Here is a 20,272-nt window from a genome sequence, read left to right on the forward strand (position 1 = left end):
TTGGGCATAAAGAGCGGGACGACGGCAGGCGCCGGTCGGCGTTCCCTCGCGGGAGGACACAGCTGGGATGAGCACGGCTGGGACGGGCACGGCTGGGACGGGCACCGCTGGGACGGGCACCGCTGGGACGGCGGACACGGCGGCGGACGCGGGCGGCGGGGAGACCCTGTACCTGGAACCACGGCTGGAGGAGCGGCCGGCCGCCCTCCTCACGACGGGGGCAGCCTTCCTCCATACCCTCGTGGACGCGCTGGGCTCGCCCCTGAACGTCGTGCTGCCCGGGCAGATCGCGGAGAACGCGGAGCGGTTCCGTGCCGTCTTCCGCCGCCACCGGCTCACCGGACGGGTCTTCTTCGCGCACAAGGCGAACCGTTCCAGCGCGCTGGTGCGGCGCCTGGTCACCACCGACGCCGCCCTCGACGCCGCGTCCCTCGGCGAGATGCAGCACGCCCTCGCCTCCGGGTGGACCGGCGACCGCATCATGACCACCGGCCCGAAGGACCCCGAGTTCCTCTGGCTGGCCCTGCGCGCCGGTGCCGTCGTCAACGTGGACGGCCCCGGCGAGCTGGAACGGGCGGCCGAGCTGGTCCGGGCGTACGGCCTGCCCCGGTGCCGTGTCGTGCTGCGGCTGTCCGGGTTCGAGACGTCCGGCACCACCCTGCTGTCCCGCCGCAGCCGCTTCGGCACCCCGGCGCGGTCGCTGAAGCACCTGCTCGACACGGCCGACCGGTACCGGGACGCGGTGGAGCCGATCGGCGTCGGCTACCACCTCGACACCACGAGCCTGGACGAGAAGGCGGCGGCGCTCGAAGGCTGCCTGACGGCGATGGAGGAGATGCGGGTACGCGGCTTCTCCCCGCGCGCCGTCGACGTCGGCGGCGGCTTCGGCGTCAACTACCTGGCCCACGCCGACCAGTGGTCCCGCTACACGACCGCGCTCACCCGGGCGGTCATGGGGGAGCGGCCGCCCCTGACGTGGGACGGCCACGGCTACGGCCTGCGGATGGAGAACGGCACCGTCAAGGGCGCCCTGGGGCTCTACCCGGCCCACCGCCCCCTCGCCGGCGCCGGCTACCTCGACGAGCTGCTGTCGCGCCCCGCCGCCGGGCTCGGCGGCCGCCCCCTGGGCACCCTGCTGCTGGAGAGCCTGCACGAGCTGTACGTCGAGCCCGGGCGGGCGCTCGTGGACCAGTGCGGGATCACCCTGGGCAGGGTGCTGGAGGTCCGGGCCACGGACACCGGTGCCCACCTGGTGCGGCTCGCGATGAACGCCGGTGACGTCGGCCTGGAGGACCACGGCGTCCTCGTGGACCCGGTCCTCCTGCCCCGCGACATCGGCGACGGCGGTGGCGCCGGTGCGGGGCACGCGGCCGTCCACCTCATGGGCAACCTCTGCCTGGAGTCGGACCTGATCACCCGCCGCACCGTCCACCTGCCCCGGCTGCCGCGCCCCGGCGACCTCCTCGCCTTCCCCAACACCGCCGGCTACTGCATGGACTTCGGCGCCACCCACGCCCAGCGGCAGCCCGTCGCCCGCAGGGTCGCCGTCGAGCGGGAAGGGGAGTCCTGGCACTGGTGCCTCGACGAGCAGTACTGGCCGATCACACGACCGGGGGGACAGCGCACATGAGGTACGACAGCATCACCGACGCCATCGGCAACACCCCGCTGGTGCGCATCGACCCGGAGGTCCACGGTCTGCGCACCGTCGACCTCTACGCCAAACTGGAGATGCTCAACCCCTTCGGCTCCCTCAAGGACCGGGCCGCCTGGAACATGGCCCGCCAGGGCCTCGCCGGCGCCCGGGAGCGCGGCGAGACGGTCGTCGAACTGTCCAGCGGCAACACGGCCAAGGCCCTGGCCCTGATCGCGGGGATGCACGGGCTGCCGTTCAAGAGCGTCACCAACCGGATGCGCGTCCCCGAGATCAAGGACCTGCTCCTGCTGCTGGGCGCCGAGATCGAGGAGCTGCCCGGTCGGTCCGAGTGCCTCGACCCGACCGACACCGACGACCCGCTGACCCTCTTCCACCAGCGGCTCAACCGGCCCGGCAGCGCCCACTTCCACACCGACCAGTACTTCAACGCCCGCAACAGCGAGGCGCACGCGTCCGGCACCGGCCCGGAGATCATCGCCGACCTCGACGGCCGGGCGCCGGACTGGTTCATCGCCTGCGTGGGCACCGCCGGATCGTCGACGGGTGTGGCGACCGCGCTGCGCGCCCACGACCCGTCGGTGGCCGTGGTGGGGCTCGTCGGCGAGAAGTCCGACTTCATCCCCGGCATCCGCACCGCCGACGAGGTGCAGGAGGTGGGGCTGTTCGACCCGGCGACGTACGACACGATCGAGACCGTCGGCGCCGACGAGGCCATCGACGGCATGGTGACGCTGATCCGCCGCTGCGGCCTGCTCGCCGGGCCGACCGGCGGGGCCGCCTACCACGGGGCGGTGCGCCACCTGCGGGAGTTCGACGCCGTCCCGCCACCGGACGGGCGGCGGCGGACGGCCGTCTTCATCGTCTGCGACCGGGCGGAGAGCTACCTCGGATACGTACGGCAGCGCCGGCCCGAGCTGCTGGGCCGGCCGCCGGTGAAGAACTCGGTGGCCACCCTGACCGACACAGAGGCCCGCACCGCGACCGTCATCGACGTCACCGAGGCCCGGAAGTGGATCGCGGAGGAGCATCCGCTGGTGATCGACCTGCGCGGCCCGTTCGCGTACGCCGCGCTGCACATCGACGGCTCGCTGAACATCGTGGACGAGCTGTTCGACGAGCTGGTGCGGGGCGGCCTGCCGTTCGGGAAGCGCCGCCCGGTGCTGCTGGCGTGCCCGGTGGGGGAGAAGTCGGCCCGGTACGCGGCCCTGCTGACGAGGATGGGCCACCCCGACGTGCGCAGCCTCGCGGGCGGCATCGTGGCCTGGCGGGACGCGGGTGCCCCGCTGGTGCGTGACTGACGTGACCGGTGTCGCGGCGGAGCTCACGGAACTGGGCCCCTGGCAGCGGGCGTTGCGCGACCAGTTCCCGATCGTCACCGGCCATCCGGGCCTGGTGTACCTGGACAGCGCGGCCACCGCGCAGAAGCCGCTGGCCGTGCTGGACGCCGTGCGGCACTACCTCACCACCTCCAACGCCAACGCGGGCCGCGGCTCCTACCCGTGGGCGAACTCCACGACGGCGCTGGTGGAGACCGCCCGCGAGCGGGTCAAACGGTTCCTGGGCGATCCGGAACCGGACCGGTCGGCGGTGCACTTCACCAGTGGGACGACGGAGGGGCTGCGGACGGTCGCGCGGGACTGGCTGCCCGGGCTCCTGGCCGACGGCGACGAGATCGTCGTCCCGTTCCACGACCACATGGCGAACCTGTCACCGTGGCTGGAGGTCCAGGAGGTGCTGGCGCGCCAGGGCGTGCGCGTCGGGGTCCGGGAGCTGCCGTGCCAGGAGGCGTCGGGTGACTACGACCCGGCGGCGCTCGCCCGGGTCATCGGCCCGCGCACCCGGTTCGTGGCGGTCACGCACGTGCACCACGTGTACGGCGCCGACATGAACGTGCACCGGGTCCGCGAGGTGGTCGGGCCGGACGTGCCCATCTGCCTGGACGCGGCGCAGAGCGTGGGGCACCTGCCGGTGTCGGTGGCCGGGCTGGACGTGGACTTCGTGGTGTTCTCCGGCCACAAGGCGCTGGCCCTGCCGGGTACGGGCGCGGTGTGGGCGCGCGGGCGGCGCGGCCCGGACTTCCGGCCCGGCGGGTGGCGGGGCACCCCGAACACCGCCGGGATCGTCTCGCTGGTGGCGGCGCTCGACTGGCTGGAGGCCGCGGGGACGGACCGGATCGAGCGCTGGACGGTGGCGCTCATGTCCCTGCTGACGGACGGGCTCGGCCGGATGGCGGACACGTACGCGGTCCTCGGCTGCCGCGACAGTCTGGCGGCCGGTTCGGGCGTCCAGCGCCGGCGGAGCCTGGTGACCTTCCGGCACCGCGGGATCGACGCGCACGACCTGGGTTTCGTCCTCTACGACCACGGGTTCATGGTGCGGTCCGACGGGCACTGCCAGGCCGGGAAGCGGGAGGGGGACGGGTCGGTGCGCGTCAGCCTCCATGTGCACAACACACCCGAAGAGGTGGGAGCACTCCTCACCACCCTCACCAGTCTGCAATGATTTTCAATAGCAGAAGCGGGTGGTTCGTGCGGTGCGGAGGGACGCGGGCGGCTATGGGTGTGAACGCGGTGACGGCCGCTCGGTGGGTGGAGCGCTGGGAGGACCAGCAGCAGCGGTACGCGGTCGACCGGGAGGAGAGCTTCACCGTCATCGCGGACGTGGTCGAGCACGTGACGCGCGGTCAGGCCGCGCCGCTCGTCCTCGACCTCGGGAGCGGGCCGGGCTCCCTGGCGGCGCGGCTGGCCTGCCGCCTCCCCGGTGCGGAGGTGCTGGCCGTCGACGGCGACCCTCTGCTGCTGGAGCTGGGCAGCACCTACTACGGTGCCGCGCTGCGGTACGTCGAGGCGATGATCGGCGCGCCCGGCTGGCTGGGCGCGCTCACCCTGGACCGCCCGGTGGACGCCGCCGTGTCGACGACGGCCCTGCACTACCTGGACCGCGCCACCCTGTTCCGGGTGTACCGGGAGCTGGCGGGGGTGTTGCGCCCGGGCGGCGTCCTCGTCAACGGGGACCACATGCACCCCGACTCCCCGAAGCTGTCCCAGCTCGCCGCCGACCTCGGGCGCCGCCACGCCGAGCGGCACCCGGGCCCCGCCCGCGACGACTGGGAGTCCTGGTGGTCGGGCGCGGCCTCCGACCCGGAGCTGGCGCGGTTCCTGGCGCAGCGCGGGAGCCACCGGCACCCGGCTTGCGAGGGCAACGACCTGACCGTCTCGCGTCATCTGGACCTGTTGCGCGAGGCCGGGTTCGCGCACGCGGGCGTGGTGTGGCAGCACGGTCTCAGCCACGTCCTGGCCGCCGTCCGCTGACCCCGGCCCGGGCGTCGTCTCAGCTGCCGGAGGCGGCCACCGCGACGATGGACCTGACCTGGGCGGTGATGTCGGCCCGGTTGCGCAGGAACTCCGGATCCGTCACCGCGTCGCCGTTGCCGGCGCCGAACTGGAGCACCGGGGTGTGCACATGGCCGCCCGGCAGGCCCCGCAGGCCCAGCCGGTCGCGCAGCAGCGTGGCGCGGTAGGCGATCTCGTTGGACAGGTAGTCCCCGCCGCCGCCCGCGCGGGCGGCCGAGCCGGGGGTGGGGCCGGCGGGCCGGACGACGGGCGCGGTGCCGCCCGCCGGGACCTCGGTCACCGACGTGTTGTCGTACACCGGGAACCGGCCCGTGTCCGCCGCGACGATCGATGCGTACGGCAGGGTCGTCGTCGTCCACTGCGGCTGCGTCGCCGGGTCGGCGACCGGCACGACGCCCGTCTCGGAGAGGTTCTCGTTGTCGCCGAACCCGCCGCGCCAGGCGCCGTTGTACCGCTCGATGTCGAAGCGGCCCACCCGGCCCTGGCTCACCGTGGTGAAGGCGTCCAGGTGCGGCAGGTGCGGCCGCAGGGCCCGCTCCACCTCGCCGTCCGCGAAGTCCGCCCAGCGCACCGGGAACACCGCGGTCTCCACCCGGGCGAGCCGGCCGTCCGCCGTGCGGATCAGGGTGCCGTCCAGGGCCAGCGCCGCCGCCCCGGACGGGTTGCTGATCCGTACGTCCCGGTCCAGCGTGAACGGGTCGAACCCGGTCACCAGGACGCGCTTGACGCCCTTGCTGGCGGGGAAGCGGATGGCGTCCTGACCGCGTGAGGCGGTCTCCAGGCGGTCCAGCAGCCGGGCCCGTTCACCGTCGGACAGGGCGAAGCCGGGCTCCCAGGCGCGCAGTTCCCGCGTCATGGCCAGCCGTGCCCAGTACAGCGGGCGGTCGTCGTCCCGCGCCAGGTCGCCCCCGGCGGGCCCGCGCCCCTGGGCCCGGTCCACCGCCCGCTGCCACAGCCGCGCACCGTGCCGGGCGACGGCCCGCTCGGCCGCCGCGTACGACCCGGCCGTGCCCAGGGCGGCGGCGAACTCGGGTGCCACCGTGGCGAATCCGCCGCGGGTGAGGATCTCCCGGGGTACGGCCCGGTCGAGGCGGGCCTCCTCTGCGGTGGGTTCCGCGCCGGGTGTCGCCGCCGAGGCGGGGAGCGCGGGAACCGTCAGCGCGGCGAGGGCGAGGACCAGGGCTGTACGCGACCGTATCCGGGACACTGGGGGCAGTCCTTCCGTAGGGTGCCGGAACGCTACCGCGCCCCCAACAGCCGCAGAAAGTCCCGGAAGGCGGCCGGCATGTCCACCGCGTCCGGATCCAGCAGCCACTGGTACTGGAGCCCGTCCATCACCGCGGTCAGCAGCGGCGCGGCCTGTTCGGGCGTCAGTCCGCCGGGCAGCCGGTCCCCGAACTCGGCGCGCAGGACGTCCGCCATGTGGGCGCGCACCTGGGCGTAGCGGCGGGTGAAGAAGTCCCGCGCCGGGTGATCCTCCGTCACGCTCTCGCCGAGCAGCGCCGAGAAGGTCTGCACGATGCCGGGGCGCATCGCGTTGTACTCGACGAGCGAGTCCAGGAGGTCGAGCCGCCAGCCGTCCCGGGCGGCCGCCCCGCCGCCGCCGGTGTCCCACTGGTCGCGCTCCTCCAGGACGGCGACCAGCAGCGCCTCCTTGGTGGGGAAGTGGTGCAGGAGCCCCTGCTGGGTCAGGCCGACCCGCTCGGCGACCGCTCCGAGGGAGGCGCCCCGGTAGCCGCGCTCCGCGATCACTTCGAGTGCCGCGCGCACGATCTCCGCGCGCCGCTCCTCACTCCTGGCCCTGGCCGCTGCCATCCACGTACTCCCATCCGACTGGGTAACGGAAACATAACGAAACCTACCGTGCTACAGGTGACGGGCGCACCATGGGGCGTACCGCACGCGCGCACGCCGACACGGAGGTACGACAGTGACAGACACGACCGGCACCCGGCACGAACAAGCCGTCGAGACGGCACTCGGCACGCTCGACCTCGATACCAAGGCCCGTCTCCTGGCCGGCCGGGACATGTGGTCGCTGCCCGCCGTCCCGGAAATCGGCCTGAAGTCGCTGGTCATGTCCGACGGCCCGATCGGCGTACGCGGAGTCCGCTGGACCGCCGACGACCCGTCCGTCGCCCTGCCGTCCCCCACCGCCCTCGCCGCCGCCTGGGACCCCGCCCTCGCCCGCCGCGCCGGCCGGCTCCTCGCCCAGGAGGCCCGCCGCAAGGGCGTCCACGTCGTCCTCGCCCCCACCGTCAACCTCCACCGCACACCGCTGGGCGGCCGGCACTTTGAGGCGTACAGCGAGGACCCGTACCTCACCGGGGAGATCGGCACCGGATACGTCCTGGGCGTCCAGGACGGCGGCGTCGGCACCACCGTCAAGCACTTCGTCGCCAACGACGCCGAGACCGACCGCTTCACCGTCGACAACCGGATCGCCGCCCGGCCGCTGCGCGAGCTCTACCTCGCCCCCTTCGAGGCGATCGTCAAGAACGCCCGCCCCTGGGGGGTCATGACCGCGTACAACCAGGTCAACGGCACCACCATGACCGAGCACCACCACCTGGTCAACGAGGTGCTGCGCGGCGAGTGGGGCTTCGACGGCGTCAACGTCTCCGACTGGATGGCCGCCCGCGACACCAGGGGCACCATCGAGGGCGGACTCGACATCGCCATGCCCGGGCCCCACACCGTGTACGGCGAGGCGCTCGCCGCCGCCGTCCGCGCGGGCGAGGTCGACGAGGCGCTCGTCGACGCGGCCGTCCGCAACGTGCTGCGCCTCGCCGCACGCGTCGGCGCCCTGGACGGCACCGAGCCGGCGGTCACCGACCCGCCCGCACCCGTCGACGGCGACGCCCTCGCCCGCGAGATCGCCCACCGCTCCTTCGTCCTGCTGCGCAACGAGGGAGCCCTGCCGCTCGCCCCCGGCCACCGCGTCGCCCTCATCGGCGCGGCCGCCCGCGACGCCCGCATCCTCGGCGGCGGCTCCGCCCAGGTCTTCCCCGCCCACACCGTCTCCCCGCTCGACGGGCTCACCGCCGCCCTGCCCGCCGGCACGCTCACCCACGCGACCGGCGCCGACCCCAGCGACGAACCCGCACCCGCCGGGCCGGGCTTCGCACTGCGCGCCGTGTGCCGCGACGCGGCCGGGAACGTCCTCGGCGAGGGGAACCTCCCGGGCGGGCAGGTCCAGTGGATCGGCGACGACCTGCCCGACGGCGTCACCCACGAGCGGCTCCACAGCGTCGAGGTCACCGGCACCTTCACCCCGCGCGAGAGCGGCGACCACGCCTTCGGCACCCGGGGCCTGGGCGCCTTCACCCTCACCGTCGCCGGCGAGACCCTCTACGACGGCGTCCAGGAGATGGGCGACGAGGCCGACCCGTTCGAGGCGTTCTTCGGCTCGCCGACCGAGCGCGGCACGGTCACCCTCACCGAGGGCGAGCCCGTCGAGGTGTCCCTCCTCCACCCGCTGGACCGGGAGCACGCGGCGCCGCTGCCCGGCGTGATGTTCTCCCTCGTCCACCGCGCGCCACGCCGCGACCCCGACCAGCTGATCGCCGAGGCCGCCGAGGCCGCCCGCGCCGCCGACACCGCGATCGTCGTGGTCGCCACCACCGAGCGCGTCGAGTCCGAGGGCTTCGACCGCACCGACCTGGCACTGCCCGGCCGCCAGGACGACCTGGTGCGCGCCGTCGCCGCCGCCAACCCGAACACCGTCGTCGTCGTCAACGCCGGCTCACCGGTCGAGATGCCGTGGCGGGACGACGTGGCCGCCGTACTGCTCGGCTGGTTCCCCGGCCAGGAGGGCGGCGCCGCCCTCGCCGACGTCCTCACGGGCGCCGAGGAACCCGGCGGCCGCCTGCCCACCACCTGGCCCGCCGCCCTCGCCGACGCCCCCGTCACCGACGTCACCCCGGTGAACGGCCAACTCCACTACACCGAGGGCGTCCACACCGGTTACCGCGCCTGGGACCGGGCCGGCACCACCCCGGCCTACCCCTTCGGCCACGGCCTCGGCTACACCACCTGGGAGTACGAGGCGCTGGAACTGTCCCCCGAGAGCGCCACCGTCCGCGTCCGCAACACCGGCACCCGCCCCGGCCGCGAGACCGTCCAGCTGTACGCCGCGCCCGCCGGCGACGACCCGGTGGACCGCCCCGCGCGCTGGCTGGCCGGCTTCGCGAGCGTCCAGGCCGGGCCGGGCGAGACCGCCGAGGCCGAGATCCGGCTCCCCCGGCGGGCCTTCGAGATCTGGGACGAGGAGACCGGCGCCTGGACGGCCGTCCCCGGCACGTACGAGATCCGCGCGGGCCGCTCGCTCACCGACACCCGGCTGACCGCCCTGCTGACCGTGGGCACGGACTAGCGGAACGCCCTAGCGGCAACCGAACGCGTACACGGTCTCCGACGCGTACACCTCGCCCGGCCGCAGCACCGTGCTCGGGAACCGCGGCCGGTTCGGGGAGTCGGGGAACGCCTGGGTCTCCAGGGCGACGCCGTCCGGGTGCTCCGGTGCGTACACCTGGAGGCCCGGCTCCGTCGTACGGACCGTCAGCAGCCGCCCCGAGCGCGGCGAGTACAGCTCCGCCGCCGGGCCGTCCCGGTCACCGTCCAGCACGAAGTTGTGGTCGAGCCCCGTGCCCACCGGGCGCGGGGTCCGGAAGTCGAACCGGGTGCCGGCCACCGACGCGACCTCACCGGTCGGGATCGCGGAACCGTCCAGCGGAGTGAAGTGCCCGGCCGCGAGCCGCAGCTCGTGCCCGCCGCCCAGGTTCCAGTACGAGTGGTTCGTCAGCGCCACCACCGTCGGCGCGTCCGTCACCGCCCGGTACGCGATCCGCAGCGCGCCGTCCGCGTCCAGGGTGTACGTGGCGGAGACCTCCAGCCGCCCCGGGAACCCCTCCTCGCCGTCCGGGCTCACCCGCGACAGCCGCACCCCGCCGTCCACCGCCTCCGCGTCCCACACCCGCTTGTCGAACCCGCGCTCCCCGCCGTGCAGGCAGTTCGGACCGCCGTTGCGGGCCAGCCGGTGCACGCGGCCGTCCAGCGTGAACGCCCCGCCCGCGATCCGGTTCGCGTACCGCCCCACCAGCGCCCCGAAGTACGGGCCGGGATCCGCCTCGTACCCGCCGGGCGAGCCGTACCCCAGCACCACGTTCGCCACCGCACCGTCCCGGTCGGGCACCTCCACCGACTGCACGATCCCGCCGTACGTCAGCACCGCCACCCGCGTGCCGCCCCGCTCCAGCACCCAGCGGTGCACGGCCGTGCCGTCGGCCAGCCGCCCGCACACTCCCACGTCAGCCATCCCCGCCACCCTCCGTGACCTTGGCGTACGCGATGTCCGCGAGCCGCTCCTGGCCGTCCAGCCCCGGATGGAACCAGTCCCACGGGCTCAACTGCTCGCCCGTGAACCGGAAGTCGAACACCGCCCCGCCGTCGTACCGGCACAACCGGTCCTTCGCGCACACCTCCCGCAGCGCCTCGTTGTACGCCACCACCCGCCGGTACACCTGCTCACGCCGCTCCGTCGCCGCCGGGCCCAGGTCGTCGGCGTTCCCCAGCATCGACGCGCACACCCCCAGCTTCCACACCTGCTTGCCGATCGCGCTGCCCCGGCCGGTCGACCACAACCGCTTCAGGTCCGGCACGCTCGACACGTACACCTGGCTCTTCGGCGACACCTCGCGCAGCTCCCGCATCGCCTCCGTGAGCGAGGCGCGGAAGTCCGGCACCGGCGTCATCAGGGCGGTGCTGTCACGGCACGCGTCGTTCGCGCCGACCATCACGGTCACCAGCCCGGGCCTCTTCGCCGCCGCCCGCGCCATCTGCGTCGGCAGCTCCGCCGCCCGCGCCCCGGACCGGGCCAGGTTCCAGCTGCGCGCCGGCAGTGCCGCCGGGCCCAGCAGCCGCCGCGCCAGGCTGTTCACCCGGGCGTCGCCGCCGGTCGCCCACGACACCTCCGGGCAGTCGACCAGCACCCCGCACGCGTCGAAACCACGGGTGATCGAGTCACCGACGGCCGCGACCGAGGCGGGGCTCGTGTCCCACTCCGGAGTGGGTTTCGGCGACGGCGAGGGACGCGCCGCCACGCCCGGCCCGCGCTCCGGTTCCGCGTCGCACCCGGCCAGCGCCACGCCCGCCACCAGGGCGGTGGCCGCCGCCCAGGCGGCGAGCGTTCGTATACGGCCCCGTCGGCTCGCGGGCATCCGGTAGCCCTTTCGTCGGCGTCCTGGCGAGTGAAAGCTTGGTGTCAACGTCCCCCGGGCAGACCGTACGTCATCCCAAGCGCCCCGGCGCACGGTAGCTTTTCCCCGTCGAACCGTCAGGCGCCTTCGCCGACCGGCTCCGGTAAATTACATCACGTCACATGCTGTCCCTTTTGCGGAGTTTCACTCCCGATGCTGTTTACTGAGGCCGCTGGGAAAGGCGAACCTCGTCCCACACTGGAGGTCCCGGTGACGACACGTGGAGTCCTGTACGTACACTCCGCACCGCGCGCGCTGTGCCCGCACGTCGAATGGGCGGTGGCGGGAGTGCTCGGTGCGAGGGTCCAGCTCGACTGGATCCGTCAGCCCGCCGCGCCGGGCACCTGGAGAGCCGAGTTCTCCTGGCAGGGCGAACCGGGCACCGCCTCCAAGCTCGCGTCCGCGCTGCGCGGCTGGCAGATGCTCCGCTTCGAGGTCACCGCCGAACCCTGCGCCACCGCCGAGGGCGAGCGCTACAGCGCCACGCCCGAGCTGGGCATCTTCCACGCGGTCACCGGCATGCACGGTGACATCCTGATCCCCGAGGACCGCCTGCGCGCCGCCCTCGTCCGCTCCGCCCAGGGCGAGACCCAGCTGGAGGCGGAGATCGCCAAGCTCCTGGGCAAGCCCTGGGACGACGAGCTCGAACCCTTCCGCTACGCCGGCGAAGGCGCCCCGGTCCGCTGGCTCCACCAGGTCGTCTGACCCCACGCCCCCCGCACACACCAGTGGGCCCACCCCCGTAGGGGCGGGCCCACCGTCATGTCGGGCGTCAGACCGTCCGGAACGCCAGCACCACGTTGTGGCCGCCGAAGCCGAACGAATTGTTGATCGCGGCGATCGTGCCCTCGGGGAGGGGGCGCGGGGTGTCGCGGACGACGTCCGCGTCCACGTCCTCGTCCAGGTCGTCGACGTTGATGGTCGGCGGGGCCGTGCGGTGGTGGAGGGCCAGGACCGTGGCGACGGTCTCGATGCCGCCCGCGCCGCCCAGCAGGTGGCCGGTCATGGACTTGGTGGCCGAGATCGCCACGTGGTCCAGCTCCTCGCCGAGCACCTTGCGCAGCGCCTTCACCTCGGCGACGTCACCCTGCGGGGTGGACGTGGCGTGGGCGTTGAGGTGCACGACCTCGGCCGGCTTCAGGTCGGTGGTGTCCAGCAGGTTCTGCAGGGCGGCGGCGATACCGCGGCCCGTCGGCTCCGGCTGGGCGATGTGGTGGCTGTCGGCCGACAGGCCCTGGCCGAGCGCCTCGCAGTAGACCTTGGCGCCGCGCGCGGCGGCGTGCTCGGCGGACTCCAGGATGACGACGCCCGCGCCCTCGCCGAGGACGAAGCCGTCACGGGCCTTGTCGTACGGGCGGGAGGCCTTCTCGGGCTCGTCGTTGCTCTTGGACATCGCCATCATGTTGGCGAACGCGGCCACCGGCAGCGGGTGGATCGCAGCCTCGGTGCCGCCCGCGACGACCACGTCGGCGCGGCCGGTGCGGATCATCTCGATGGCGTAGCCGATCGCCTCGGCGCCCGACGCGCACGCCGACACCGGGGTGTGGACGCCCGCCCGGGCGTTCACCTCCAGGCCGACGTTGGCGGAGGGGCTGTTGGGCATCAGCATCGGCACGGTGTGCGGGGAGACGCGGCGTACGCCCTTCTCCTTCAGCACGTCGTACTGGTCGAGCAGGGTCGTCACACCACCGATACCGGAGGCGATGACGGCGCCGAGGCGCTCGGGCGCGACGGCCTCGTCCTCGCCCGCCGGGGCGCCGAAGCCCGCGTCCGCCCACGCCTCGCGGGCCGCGATCACGGCGAACTGCGCCGAGCGGTCCAGCTTGCGGGCGAGCGGTCGGGGCAGGACGTCCGCCGGGTCGACGGCCGCCGGGGCCGCGATCCGCACGGGCATGTCGGCGAAGCGGTCGCCCTCGAGGGGCTTGACGCCGGAGCGTCCCGCCAGCAGACCCTCCCAGGTGGCGGCGGAGTCGCCACCCAGCGGTGTGGTTGCGCCGATACCGGTGACGACCACGGTGCGATTGGTCGAGTTCACAGGAATTCTTTCTCCACGTCTATGAGGTATGCGGGGAATGCGGCGCCACCGCCGGGTGGCGATCCGATCAGCCCTGGTGCTTCAGGATGTAGTCGGCAGCGTCGCCGACCGTCTTGAGGTTCTTGACGTCCTCGTCCGGGATCTTGACGTCGAAGCGCTCTTCGGCGGCGACGACGACCTCGACCATGGAGAGCGAGTCGACGTCCAGGTCGTCGGTGAAGGACTTGTCCAGCTGGACGTCCTCGACCGGGATGCCGGCGATCTCGTTGACGATGTCGGCGAGACCGGCGACGATCTCTTCCTGAGTGGCGGCCATGTGGCGCTCCTTCGGTGTGTTTCTCAGAGGTGTTTCTCAGAGGGTTTCGAGGCGGTCGTCCGGGAAACTCCCCGAACGTGCCTAGGGGAGGGTAACGACCGTCGCGGCGTAGACGAGACCCGCCCCGAAGCCGATGACGAGCGCGGTGTCGCCGCTCCTCGCCTGACCGGTCGCCAGAAGCCGCTCCATCGCGAGCGGAATGGAGGCGGCCGAGGTGTTTCCGGTCGTCTCCACGTCACGGGCGACCGTCACGTGCTCGGGCAGCTTCAGAGTCTTCACCATCGAGTCGATGATCCGCATGTTCGCCTGGTGCGGGATGAAGACGTCCAGGTCGGCGGCGGTGATGCCGGCCGCGTCGAGGGCCTGCTGGGCGACCTTCGCCATCTCGAAGACGGCCCAGCGGAACACCGCCTGGCCCTCCTGCGTGATGGCGGGGAACTTGTCGACCGTGCCGTCGCGGTAGTCGGTCCAGGCGACGGTCTGCTTGATGGTCTCGGACTTGTCGCCCTCGGAGCCCCACACGGTGGGGCCGATCGCCGGCTCCTTCGCGGGGCCGACGACGACGGCGCCCGCGCCGTCACCGAACAGGAAGGCCGTCGCGCGGTCCTCCAGGTCGGTCAGGTCGCTGAGCCGCTCGACGCCGATGACGAGGACGTACTCGGCGGAACCTTCCACCACCATGCCCTTGGCGAGGGTCAGGCCGTAGCCGAAGCCGGCGCACCCGGCCGAGATGTCGAACGCGGCCGGCTTGTTCGCGCCGATCTTGTCCGCGATCTCGGTGGCGACGGCGGGCGTCTGCTTGAAGTGCGAGACGGTGGAGACGATCACGCCACCGATCTGCGCGGGCGTGATCCCGGCGTCCGCGATGGCCTTGCCGGCCGCCTCGACCGACATCGCGGTCACGGTCTCCTCGGGGGAGGCCCAGTGGCGGGTGGAGATGCCGGAGCGGGAGCGGATCCACTCGTCGGACGAGTCGATCGTCTCCAGGATCACCTCGTTCGGCACGACCCGGGTGGGGCGGTAGCCGCCGACACCCATGATCCGCGCGTACGGTGCGCCCTGGCTGGGCTTGATCTTCGCCATGCTCTTAACGCTCCTTGTCAGACGGCGGGCGCCGTGTGCTCGGCGATGAGCGCACGGGCCGCGTCGAGGTCGTCCGGCGTCTTGAGCGCGACCGTCTTCACGCCCGGCAGGGCGCGCTTGGCGATACCGGTGAGCGTGCCGCCGGGGCACACCTCGACCAGGGCGGTCACGCCGAGCTGCTGGAACGTTTCCATGCACAGGTCCCAGCGGACCGGGTTGGCGACCTGGCCGACCAGGCGGGCGACGACGTCGGCACCCGTGGCGACGGTCCGGCCGTCCTTGTTCGAGACGTACGTCACGGCGGGGTCGGCGACCGTGAGGCCGTCGGCGGCCTTCTGGAGCGTGTCGACGGCGGGCGCCATGTGGTGCGTGTGGAACGCGCCCGCGACCTTGAGCGCCACCACGCGGCGGACGCCCTCGGGCTTGTCCGCCTCCAGGGCGGCGAGCTGCTCCATGGTGCCGGCGGCGACGATCTGCCCGGCGCCGTTCACGTTCGCCGGGGTCAGGCCCAGCTTCTCCAGGTGCGGGACGGTGATGTCGGGCTCGCCGCCCAGCAGCGCCGACATGCCGGTCTTCGTGACGGCGGCGGCCTCGGCCATCGCCAGACCGCGGGTGCGGACGAAGCCGAGCGCGGCCGTGTCGTCGAGGACGCCGGCGAACGCGGCGGCCGTGATCTCGCCGACACTGTGGCCGGCGACGGCGCCGGGGGCCACGTCGCCGAGCGCGGCGGCGGACAGCAGTCCGGCCGCGACCAGCAGGGGCTGGGCCACCGCCGTGTCGCGGATCGCGTCCGCGTCGGCCTCGGTGCCGTAGTGGACGAGGTCGAGCCCGATGGCCTCGGACCACGCGGCGACGCGGTCGGCGGCGCCGGGGAGGTCGAGCCAGGGAGTCAGGAAGCCGGGCGTCTGAGCGCCTTGGCCGGGAGCGACGAGTACGAGCACCCTCACACTCTCTCTTGTGGACGGCCCCCGCCGCCCGTGGGGACAGGGACGAAGAACCGTCAGGGGAATTGTGGACGTCTCACAAAAGTCTAGGACTGCGGATCTCCGTCGACCAGACGCCCCAGGATCAGCGCGATGCGCAGCGTGAACGCGGAGCGGACATCGGACGGTGACCACCCGGTGACATCGGTCACACGTCGCAGCCGGTAGCGCACGGTGTTGGGATGCACAAAAAGCATCCGCGCCGCGCCCTCCAGACTGCTCGCCTGTTCCAGATATACGCTCAAGGTTTCCAGGAGCGCCGAGCCCGCCTCTTCCAGCGGTCTGTAGATCTCCTCCACCAGCTGCTCGCGCGCCGACGGGTCGCCGGCGATCGCGCGCTCCGGCAGCAGGTCGTCCGCCAGCACCGGCCGTGGCGCGTCCTGCCAGGCCGAGCACGCCTTCAGGCCCGCCGCCGCGGCCTGCGCGGACCGGGTGGCCGCCAGCAGGTCCGGCACGATCGGCCCGGCGACCACCGGCCCGGCGGCGTACGGGCCGATCAGCGCCTTGGCGACGTGGAGCGGGTTGTCGCTGCCGCCCGCGATGACGACCAGCCGGTTGCCGAGCACCCCGGTCAGGACCTGGAGCTTGGCGTGCCGGGCCGCCCGCCGGATCGCCTCCACGGTCAGCTCGCTGTCGCCGTCCGGGGCGGTGCCCAGGATCACGCAGACGTGCTCCGGGGAGTTCCAGCCGAGGGCCGCCGCCCGCGAGACGGCGCCCTCGTCGGCCTCGCCGGACAGCACCGCGTTGACGACGAGGGACTCCAGCCGCGCGTCCCAGGCGCCGCGCGCCTCGGCGGCCTGGGCGTACACCTGGGCCGTGGCGAAGGCGATCTCCCGGGCGTACACCAGCAGCGCCTCGCGCAGCACCGACTCGTCGCCCGGGGCGGCGACCTCCTCGATTGCCGACTCCATGACCTCGATCGTGGTGCGGACCATCTCCACGGTCTGGCGCAGGGTGATCGCCCGGGTCAGCTCGCGCGGGGCGGTGCCGAACACGTCCGTCGAGATCGCCTGCGGGGTCTCGGGGTGCCGGAACCACTCGGTGAACGCGGCGATGCCGGCCTGGGCGACCAGGCCGATCCACGACCGGTTCTCCGGAGGCATGGCCCGGTACCAGGGCAGCGTCTCGTCCATGCGGGCAATGGCGCTCGCCGCGAGCCGTCCGGAGGACTGCTCCAGGCGCTTCAGGGTGGCGGCATGGCGGTGGGCGTCGTTCGCTGCGGGTTCAGGCACGGGACAAGACTGCCTTATCCGGGCGGCACGGTGCGGCGCCGGGTCTACGGTGGTCCCGTGAGCTCATGGCATCCAGACGACCCGGCCGCCGCCGCGCGGCCCGGCCCCGTCGCACCGGTGTGGTCCGTGCGGCGGGCGGGCGAGCGCTACGCCGGTGGCGCCGCGACCGACGGCATAGAGACCCTGCACGCCTTCTCCTTCGGGCGCCACTACGACCCCGACAACCTCCGGTTCGGCGCGGTCCTGGCGTGCAACGAGGAGCGGCTCGCCCCCGGCTCCGGGTTCGACGAGCACCCGCACAGCCACACCGAGATCGTCACCTGGGTCGTCGAGGGCGAGCTGACCCACCGCGACTCGGCCGGGCACACCTCGCGCATCGGCCCCGGCGACGTACAGCACCTGAGCGCGGCGGCCGGGGTGCGGCACGAGGAGCGCAACGACGGCGAAGCCCCGCTGGTCTTCGTGCAGATGTGGCTGGCCCCCGGGCAGCCCGGCGGCGCCCCGGCGTACGAGGTGGTGCGGGGCATCGCCGACGCGACCCCGTACGCCGTGCCGGCCGCGGGCGCGATGCTTCACGTACGCCGGCCGGAGGCGCCCGGGGAGCGGATCGCCGTCCCGGACGCGGCCTTCGTGTACGTCCACGTCGTCCGCGGCGGGCTGCGGCTCGCCGACGACGAAGTGGGCCCCGGCGACGCGGTGCGGATCACCGGTGCCCAGGGGCTGGAGCTGGTGTCGCTCGGGCCGGCCGAGGTGCTGCTGTGGGAGATGAGCGGCTGAAGCCGGTCGCCGTGGACCGCCGTTGAGCGATCATGGCCTCTTCTTGTTCATGCTTGTCACTCTTGTTCACGACCAGGGCGTGGGGACGCCCGGACCCGGGGGAGGATCCTTGCGCGACCACACCGGCCACGAGCCGCACCGCACCCCTCCGGCGCGTCCGGCCCGCCGGTGACCACCACGTCCGCGGCCCCCGAGGCCGCGCCCGCACCGGCCGCCGCCGCCGTGTCCGTCGCGCGCAGCGGCGCCGTCATGGCCGCCGGCTCCCTGCTCTCCCGCGCCACCGGGTTCGTCCGCTCCGCCGTCGTCGCCGCCGCGCTCGGCACCGGCCTCGTCGCCGACGGCTACACGGTCGGCAACTCCGTGCCCAACATCGTCTACATGCTGCTCCTCGGCGGCGCCCTCAACGCCGTCTTCGTGCCCGAACTGGTCAAGGCCGCCAAGGAGCACGCCGACGGCGGCAAGGCCTACACCGACCGCCTCCTGACGGCCTGTCTGGCCGGACTGCTCCTGCTCACCGCCGGTGCGGTGCTGGCGGCGCCCGCCATCATCGACGCGTACACCGACTACACCGGTGCCCAGGCCACCATGACAGTGGCCTTCGCCCGCTACTGCCTGCCGCAGATCTTCTTCCTCGGGGTGTTCACCCTGCTCGGGCAGGTCCTCAACGCGCGCGGCCGGTTCGGCGCGATGATGTGGACGCCGATCCTCAACAACGTCGTCGTCATCGCCGTGTTCGCGCTGTACCTCGTCGCCGGCGACGGCGGCTCGCTCACCGCCCGGGAGACCGCGCTGCTCGGCTGGGGCACCACCGCCGGGATCGCCGTCCAGGCGCTCGCCCTGCTGCCCTCCCTGCGCGGCGCCCGCTTCCGCTTCCGGCCCCGCTTCGACTGGCGCGGCAGCGGGCTCACCTCACCGCTGCGCGCGGCCGGCTGGCTGGTGCTGCTCGTGCTGACCAACCAGGGCGCCTACTGGGTCACCACCCGGCTCGCCACGGCGGCGGGCCTGCGGGCGCACGGCCAGGGCGTCGACGGGGGCGCCGGATTCACCGCGTACACCAACGCCTACCTGCTGTGGATGGTCCCGCACGGCATCGTCACCGTCTCGCTGGTCACCGCGCTGATGCCGCGGATGAGCGCCGCCGCGGCCGACGGCGACACCGCCCGGGTGCGCCGGGACGTCTCCCACGGGCTGCGCGCCAGCGCCGCGGCCGTCGTGCCCGCCGCCTGCGCGCTCCTCGCGCTCGCCGGGCCGCTGATGGCCGCCGCCTACCAGTACGGCAGGACCGACGCCGGCGACATCGCGCGCATGGCGGCGGTCCTGATGGCGTTCGCGCCCGGACTGGTCGCCTTCTCCGGGCAGTACGTGCTGACGCGCGGGTTCTACGCGCTGCGCGACACACGGACGCCGTTCCTGCTGAACCTGCTGGTCGCCGCGGTCAACGCGGGCCTGTCGGTGGCGGCGTACCAGCTGCTGCCCGCGCGGTGGGCGGTGACCGGCATGGCGGCGGCCTACTCGGTGGCGCTGTGGGCCGGCTGGGCCGTCACCGCGTACGTCCTGCGGCGACGGCTGGCCGCGCCGGGCGGGCACGGCGGCGACGGCACCCCCGCCGCCCTGGCCCGGCTGCTGGTGGCGGCCGTCCCGGCGGCGGGGCTCGGCCACCTGACGGCACGGTGGGCGGACGGGGGCGGACCGTTCCTGGCGGCGGGCGCCGGCGCGGTGGTGATCGCCGCGGTGTTCGCCCTCCTCGCGCGCCCGCTGCGGCTCACGGAGGTGCGGGCGCTGCTGCGCCGGGCGGTGCGCCGACGAGGGGCGCACCGCCAGGGCGGCGGGCGGGACGATCTCAGTGGTCGGAGTAGCTGAAGTCCCCGACGGTCCAGGCGCTCACGTCCTTGATCGCGATCCGGTACATCCCGCCGGTCTCCGGGATGCCGACCGTGCCCTGGAGGATGCGGGCGACGTGGAAGTGCAGGTGCGTGGGCGCGGCCGCCCTCGGGGAGGCGGCCGCCCCGGGCGGCGCGAACATACCGGCGAAGGGGCCGAGCCGGTCGGAGTCGCGCAGCACCTCGGCCACCCGCTGCCGCCACACCGCTTCGGGCGCCAGTCGGCCCGTGATGACGGCACCGTGGACCACGACCGTCAGGGACATCTGCGTGGTGTGCTCCGACTCCACCGTGGCGGCGAGGTCGACGAGCAGTTCATCAGGCTTCGACATGGGCGTTGATTCTAGAACCCGCGCCGCCCGGCCGTGCGGGCACCGTGTCACCGCCCAGGAGCGCCACCGCCGTCTGGAGCGCGGTGGGGGCGGCGGTGGGGGCGGTGACGGGGGACTGACAGGTGAAGCCGAGCCGGGTCAGCGCCCTGGTCACCTCACCGGCGGTGAAGTCACGGCGGTCCTGCCTGGTGATCACTTCCCCGACCTGCTTGACCGGGTAGGTGCGGCGCCCGATCGTCACGGACGGACCGGCGACGAGTTCGGGCGTGATGCCCTTCATCGCCTGTTGGACGTCGTGCTGGGTCAGCTCGAAGGGGAAGCGGGCGATGACGCAGCGCATGGGGCCTCGGAGGTGAGAAGGAGGTGA

The 20,272-nt window shown here is 73.6% G+C and carries 19 protein-coding genes; 8 read left to right on the forward strand and 11 right to left on the reverse strand.

The window, feature by feature from the left end; genetic code table 11:
* Window positions 1-67: 67 nt before the first annotated feature.
* Genes EIZ62_RS22775 through EIZ62_RS22790 form a run of 4 tightly spaced genes read left to right on the forward strand, consistent with a single transcriptional unit; the run spans window position 68 to window position 4,968 of the window.
* A complete protein-coding gene (locus EIZ62_RS22775; RefSeq protein WP_156694548.1) occupies window positions 68-1,630 on the forward strand; it encodes a Y4yA family PLP-dependent enzyme in 1,563 nt (520 codons plus the stop codon).
* Entirely contained in the window at window positions 1,627-2,955 is a 1,329-nt protein-coding gene (locus tag EIZ62_RS22780; protein ID WP_156694549.1) for a pyridoxal-phosphate dependent enzyme, read from the forward strand. The genes EIZ62_RS22775 and EIZ62_RS22780 overlap by 4 nt, the downstream gene beginning before the upstream one ends.
* On the forward strand, window positions 2,948-4,159 hold the full coding sequence (locus tag EIZ62_RS22785; protein ID WP_244375911.1) for an aminotransferase class V-fold PLP-dependent enzyme: 1,212 nt from the start codon (window positions 2,948-2,950) through the stop codon (window positions 4,157-4,159). Before EIZ62_RS22780 ends, EIZ62_RS22785 begins: the two co-directional genes overlap by 8 nt.
* Window positions 4,160-4,212: 53 nt before the next feature.
* The gene (locus EIZ62_RS22790) at window positions 4,213-4,968 is read left to right on the forward strand and encodes a class I SAM-dependent methyltransferase (RefSeq protein WP_156694550.1); all 756 of its coding nucleotides are present in this window, start codon (window positions 4,213-4,215) and stop codon (window positions 4,966-4,968) included.
* A gap of 19 nt (window positions 4,969-4,987) precedes the next feature.
* Here the strand turns inward: EIZ62_RS22790 and EIZ62_RS22795 are convergent, their stop codons facing one another.
* Both EIZ62_RS22795 and EIZ62_RS22800 read right to left on the reverse strand, forming a co-directional pair.
* Complete coding sequence (locus tag EIZ62_RS22795; protein ID WP_156694551.1) at window positions 4,988-6,217, reverse strand: pyroglutamyl-peptidase I; 1,230 nt, start codon at window positions 6,215-6,217, stop codon at window positions 4,988-4,990.
* A 32-nt stretch (window positions 6,218-6,249) separates the two neighbouring features.
* Window positions 6,250-6,825: a TetR/AcrR family transcriptional regulator gene (locus EIZ62_RS22800; protein ID WP_156694552.1), complete on the reverse strand. Its 576-nt coding sequence runs from the start codon at window positions 6,823-6,825 to the stop codon at window positions 6,250-6,252.
* A 115-nt stretch (window positions 6,826-6,940) separates the two neighbouring features.
* On the opposite strand from EIZ62_RS22800, the gene EIZ62_RS22805 reads away from it, so the two are divergent.
* Window positions 6,941-9,385: a beta-glucosidase family protein gene (locus EIZ62_RS22805; RefSeq protein WP_156694553.1), complete on the forward strand. Its 2,445-nt coding sequence runs from the start codon at window positions 6,941-6,943 to the stop codon at window positions 9,383-9,385.
* Between the two features lie 9 nt (window positions 9,386-9,394).
* On the opposite strand, the gene EIZ62_RS22810 is transcribed toward EIZ62_RS22805, so the two are convergent.
* Both EIZ62_RS22810 and EIZ62_RS22815 read right to left on the reverse strand, forming a co-directional pair.
* Complete coding sequence (locus tag EIZ62_RS22810; protein WP_156694554.1) at window positions 9,395-10,327, reverse strand: aldose epimerase family protein; 933 nt, start codon at window positions 10,325-10,327, stop codon at window positions 9,395-9,397.
* On the reverse strand, window positions 10,320-11,228 hold the full coding sequence (locus EIZ62_RS22815) for a GDSL-type esterase/lipase family protein (protein WP_156694555.1): 909 nt from the start codon (window positions 11,226-11,228) through the stop codon (window positions 10,320-10,322). The genes EIZ62_RS22810 and EIZ62_RS22815 overlap by 8 nt, the downstream gene beginning before the upstream one ends.
* A gap of 249 nt (window positions 11,229-11,477) precedes the next feature.
* On the opposite strand from EIZ62_RS22815, the gene EIZ62_RS22820 reads away from it, so the two are divergent.
* On the forward strand, window positions 11,478-11,972 hold the full coding sequence (locus EIZ62_RS22820) for a DUF3145 domain-containing protein (protein ID WP_156694556.1): 495 nt from the start codon (window positions 11,478-11,480) through the stop codon (window positions 11,970-11,972).
* Window positions 11,973-12,039: 67 nt separating this feature from the next.
* On the opposite strand, the gene fabF is transcribed toward EIZ62_RS22820, so the two are convergent.
* From fabF to EIZ62_RS22845, 5 genes are all read right to left on the reverse strand, one after another.
* Entirely contained in the window at window positions 12,040-13,302 is a 1,263-nt protein-coding gene (gene fabF / locus EIZ62_RS22825) for a beta-ketoacyl-ACP synthase II (RefSeq protein ID WP_156694557.1), read from the reverse strand.
* 67 nt (window positions 13,303-13,369) lie between these two features.
* Window positions 13,370-13,618: an acyl carrier protein gene (locus tag EIZ62_RS22830; protein ID WP_084897295.1), complete on the reverse strand. Its 249-nt coding sequence runs from the start codon at window positions 13,616-13,618 to the stop codon at window positions 13,370-13,372.
* A gap of 81 nt (window positions 13,619-13,699) precedes the next feature.
* The gene (locus EIZ62_RS22835) at window positions 13,700-14,701 is read right to left on the reverse strand and encodes a ketoacyl-ACP synthase III (protein WP_156694558.1); all 1,002 of its coding nucleotides are present in this window, start codon (window positions 14,699-14,701) and stop codon (window positions 13,700-13,702) included.
* Between the two features lie 17 nt (window positions 14,702-14,718).
* Window positions 14,719-15,642 (reverse strand): ACP S-malonyltransferase, encoded by a 924-nt coding sequence (locus tag EIZ62_RS22840; protein WP_156694559.1) that lies wholly within the window; start codon window positions 15,640-15,642, stop codon window positions 14,719-14,721.
* Window positions 15,643-15,731: 89 nt separating this feature from the next.
* On the reverse strand, window positions 15,732-16,916 hold the full coding sequence (locus EIZ62_RS22845; protein WP_156694560.1) for a PucR family transcriptional regulator: 1,185 nt from the start codon (window positions 16,914-16,916) through the stop codon (window positions 15,732-15,734).
* A 117-nt stretch (window positions 16,917-17,033) separates the two neighbouring features.
* Here EIZ62_RS22845 and EIZ62_RS22850 point away from each other — a divergent pair, with 117 nt between their 5' ends.
* Window positions 17,034-17,693, forward strand: a complete 660-nt coding sequence (locus EIZ62_RS22850; RefSeq protein ID WP_208828243.1) for a pirin family protein — start codon at window positions 17,034-17,036, stop codon at window positions 17,691-17,693.
* Between the two features lie 168 nt (window positions 17,694-17,861).
* Entirely contained in the window at window positions 17,862-19,553 is a 1,692-nt protein-coding gene (gene murJ, locus EIZ62_RS22855) for a murein biosynthesis integral membrane protein MurJ (protein ID WP_244375913.1), read from the forward strand.
* Here murJ and EIZ62_RS22860 read toward each other — a convergent pair.
* Together EIZ62_RS22860 and EIZ62_RS22865 are read right to left on the reverse strand one after the other, a co-directional pair.
* Complete coding sequence (locus tag EIZ62_RS22860) at window positions 19,534-19,905, reverse strand: hypothetical protein (RefSeq protein WP_156694562.1); 372 nt, start codon at window positions 19,903-19,905, stop codon at window positions 19,534-19,536. The two genes, murJ and EIZ62_RS22860, sit on opposite strands and share 20 nt — an antisense overlap.
* Window positions 19,892-20,245 carry an SCO5918 family protein gene (locus EIZ62_RS22865; protein WP_156694563.1) on the reverse strand — a complete coding sequence of 118 codons (354 nt, stop codon included), beginning with the start codon at window positions 20,243-20,245 and terminating at the stop codon, window positions 19,892-19,894. Before EIZ62_RS22865 ends, EIZ62_RS22860 begins: the two co-directional genes overlap by 14 nt.
* Between the last annotated feature and the right edge of the window lie 27 nt (window positions 20,246-20,272).

It is taken from the genome of Streptomyces ficellus, from assembly GCF_009739905.1.
Classification (GTDB): Bacteria; Actinomycetota; Actinomycetes; order Streptomycetales; family Streptomycetaceae; genus Streptomyces; species Streptomyces ficellus_A.

Excerpts from the sequence above, each read along its gene's own strand:
- EIZ62_RS22775 (WP_156694548.1), top strand. The coding sequence starts at position 68 with ATGAGCACGGCTGGGACGGGCACGGCTGGGACGGGCACCGCTGGGACG.
- EIZ62_RS22780 (WP_156694549.1), top strand. The coding sequence starts at position 1,627 with ATGAGGTACGACAGCATCACCGACGCCATCGGCAACACCCCGCTGGTG.
- EIZ62_RS22790 (WP_156694550.1), top strand. The coding sequence starts at position 4,213 with ATGGGTGTGAACGCGGTGACGGCCGCTCGGTGGGTGGAGCGCTGGGAG.
- EIZ62_RS22800 (WP_156694552.1), bottom strand. The coding sequence starts at position 6,825 with ATGGCAGCGGCCAGGGCCAGGAGTGAGGAGCGGCGCGCGGAGATCGTG.
- EIZ62_RS22810 (WP_156694554.1), bottom strand. The coding sequence starts at position 10,327 with ATGGCTGACGTGGGAGTGTGCGGGCGGCTGGCCGACGGCACGGCCGTG.
- EIZ62_RS22815 (WP_156694555.1), bottom strand. The coding sequence starts at position 11,228 with ATGCCCGCGAGCCGACGGGGCCGTATACGAACGCTCGCCGCCTGGGCG.
- EIZ62_RS22830 (WP_084897295.1), bottom strand. The coding sequence starts at position 13,618 with ATGGCCGCCACTCAGGAAGAGATCGTCGCCGGTCTCGCCGACATCGTC.
- EIZ62_RS22835 (WP_156694558.1), bottom strand. The coding sequence starts at position 14,701 with ATGGCGAAGATCAAGCCCAGCCAGGGCGCACCGTACGCGCGGATCATG.
- EIZ62_RS22860 (WP_156694562.1), bottom strand. The coding sequence starts at position 19,905 with ATGTCGAAGCCTGATGAACTGCTCGTCGACCTCGCCGCCACGGTGGAG.
- EIZ62_RS22865 (WP_156694563.1), bottom strand. The coding sequence starts at position 20,245 with ATGCGCTGCGTCATCGCCCGCTTCCCCTTCGAGCTGACCCAGCACGAC.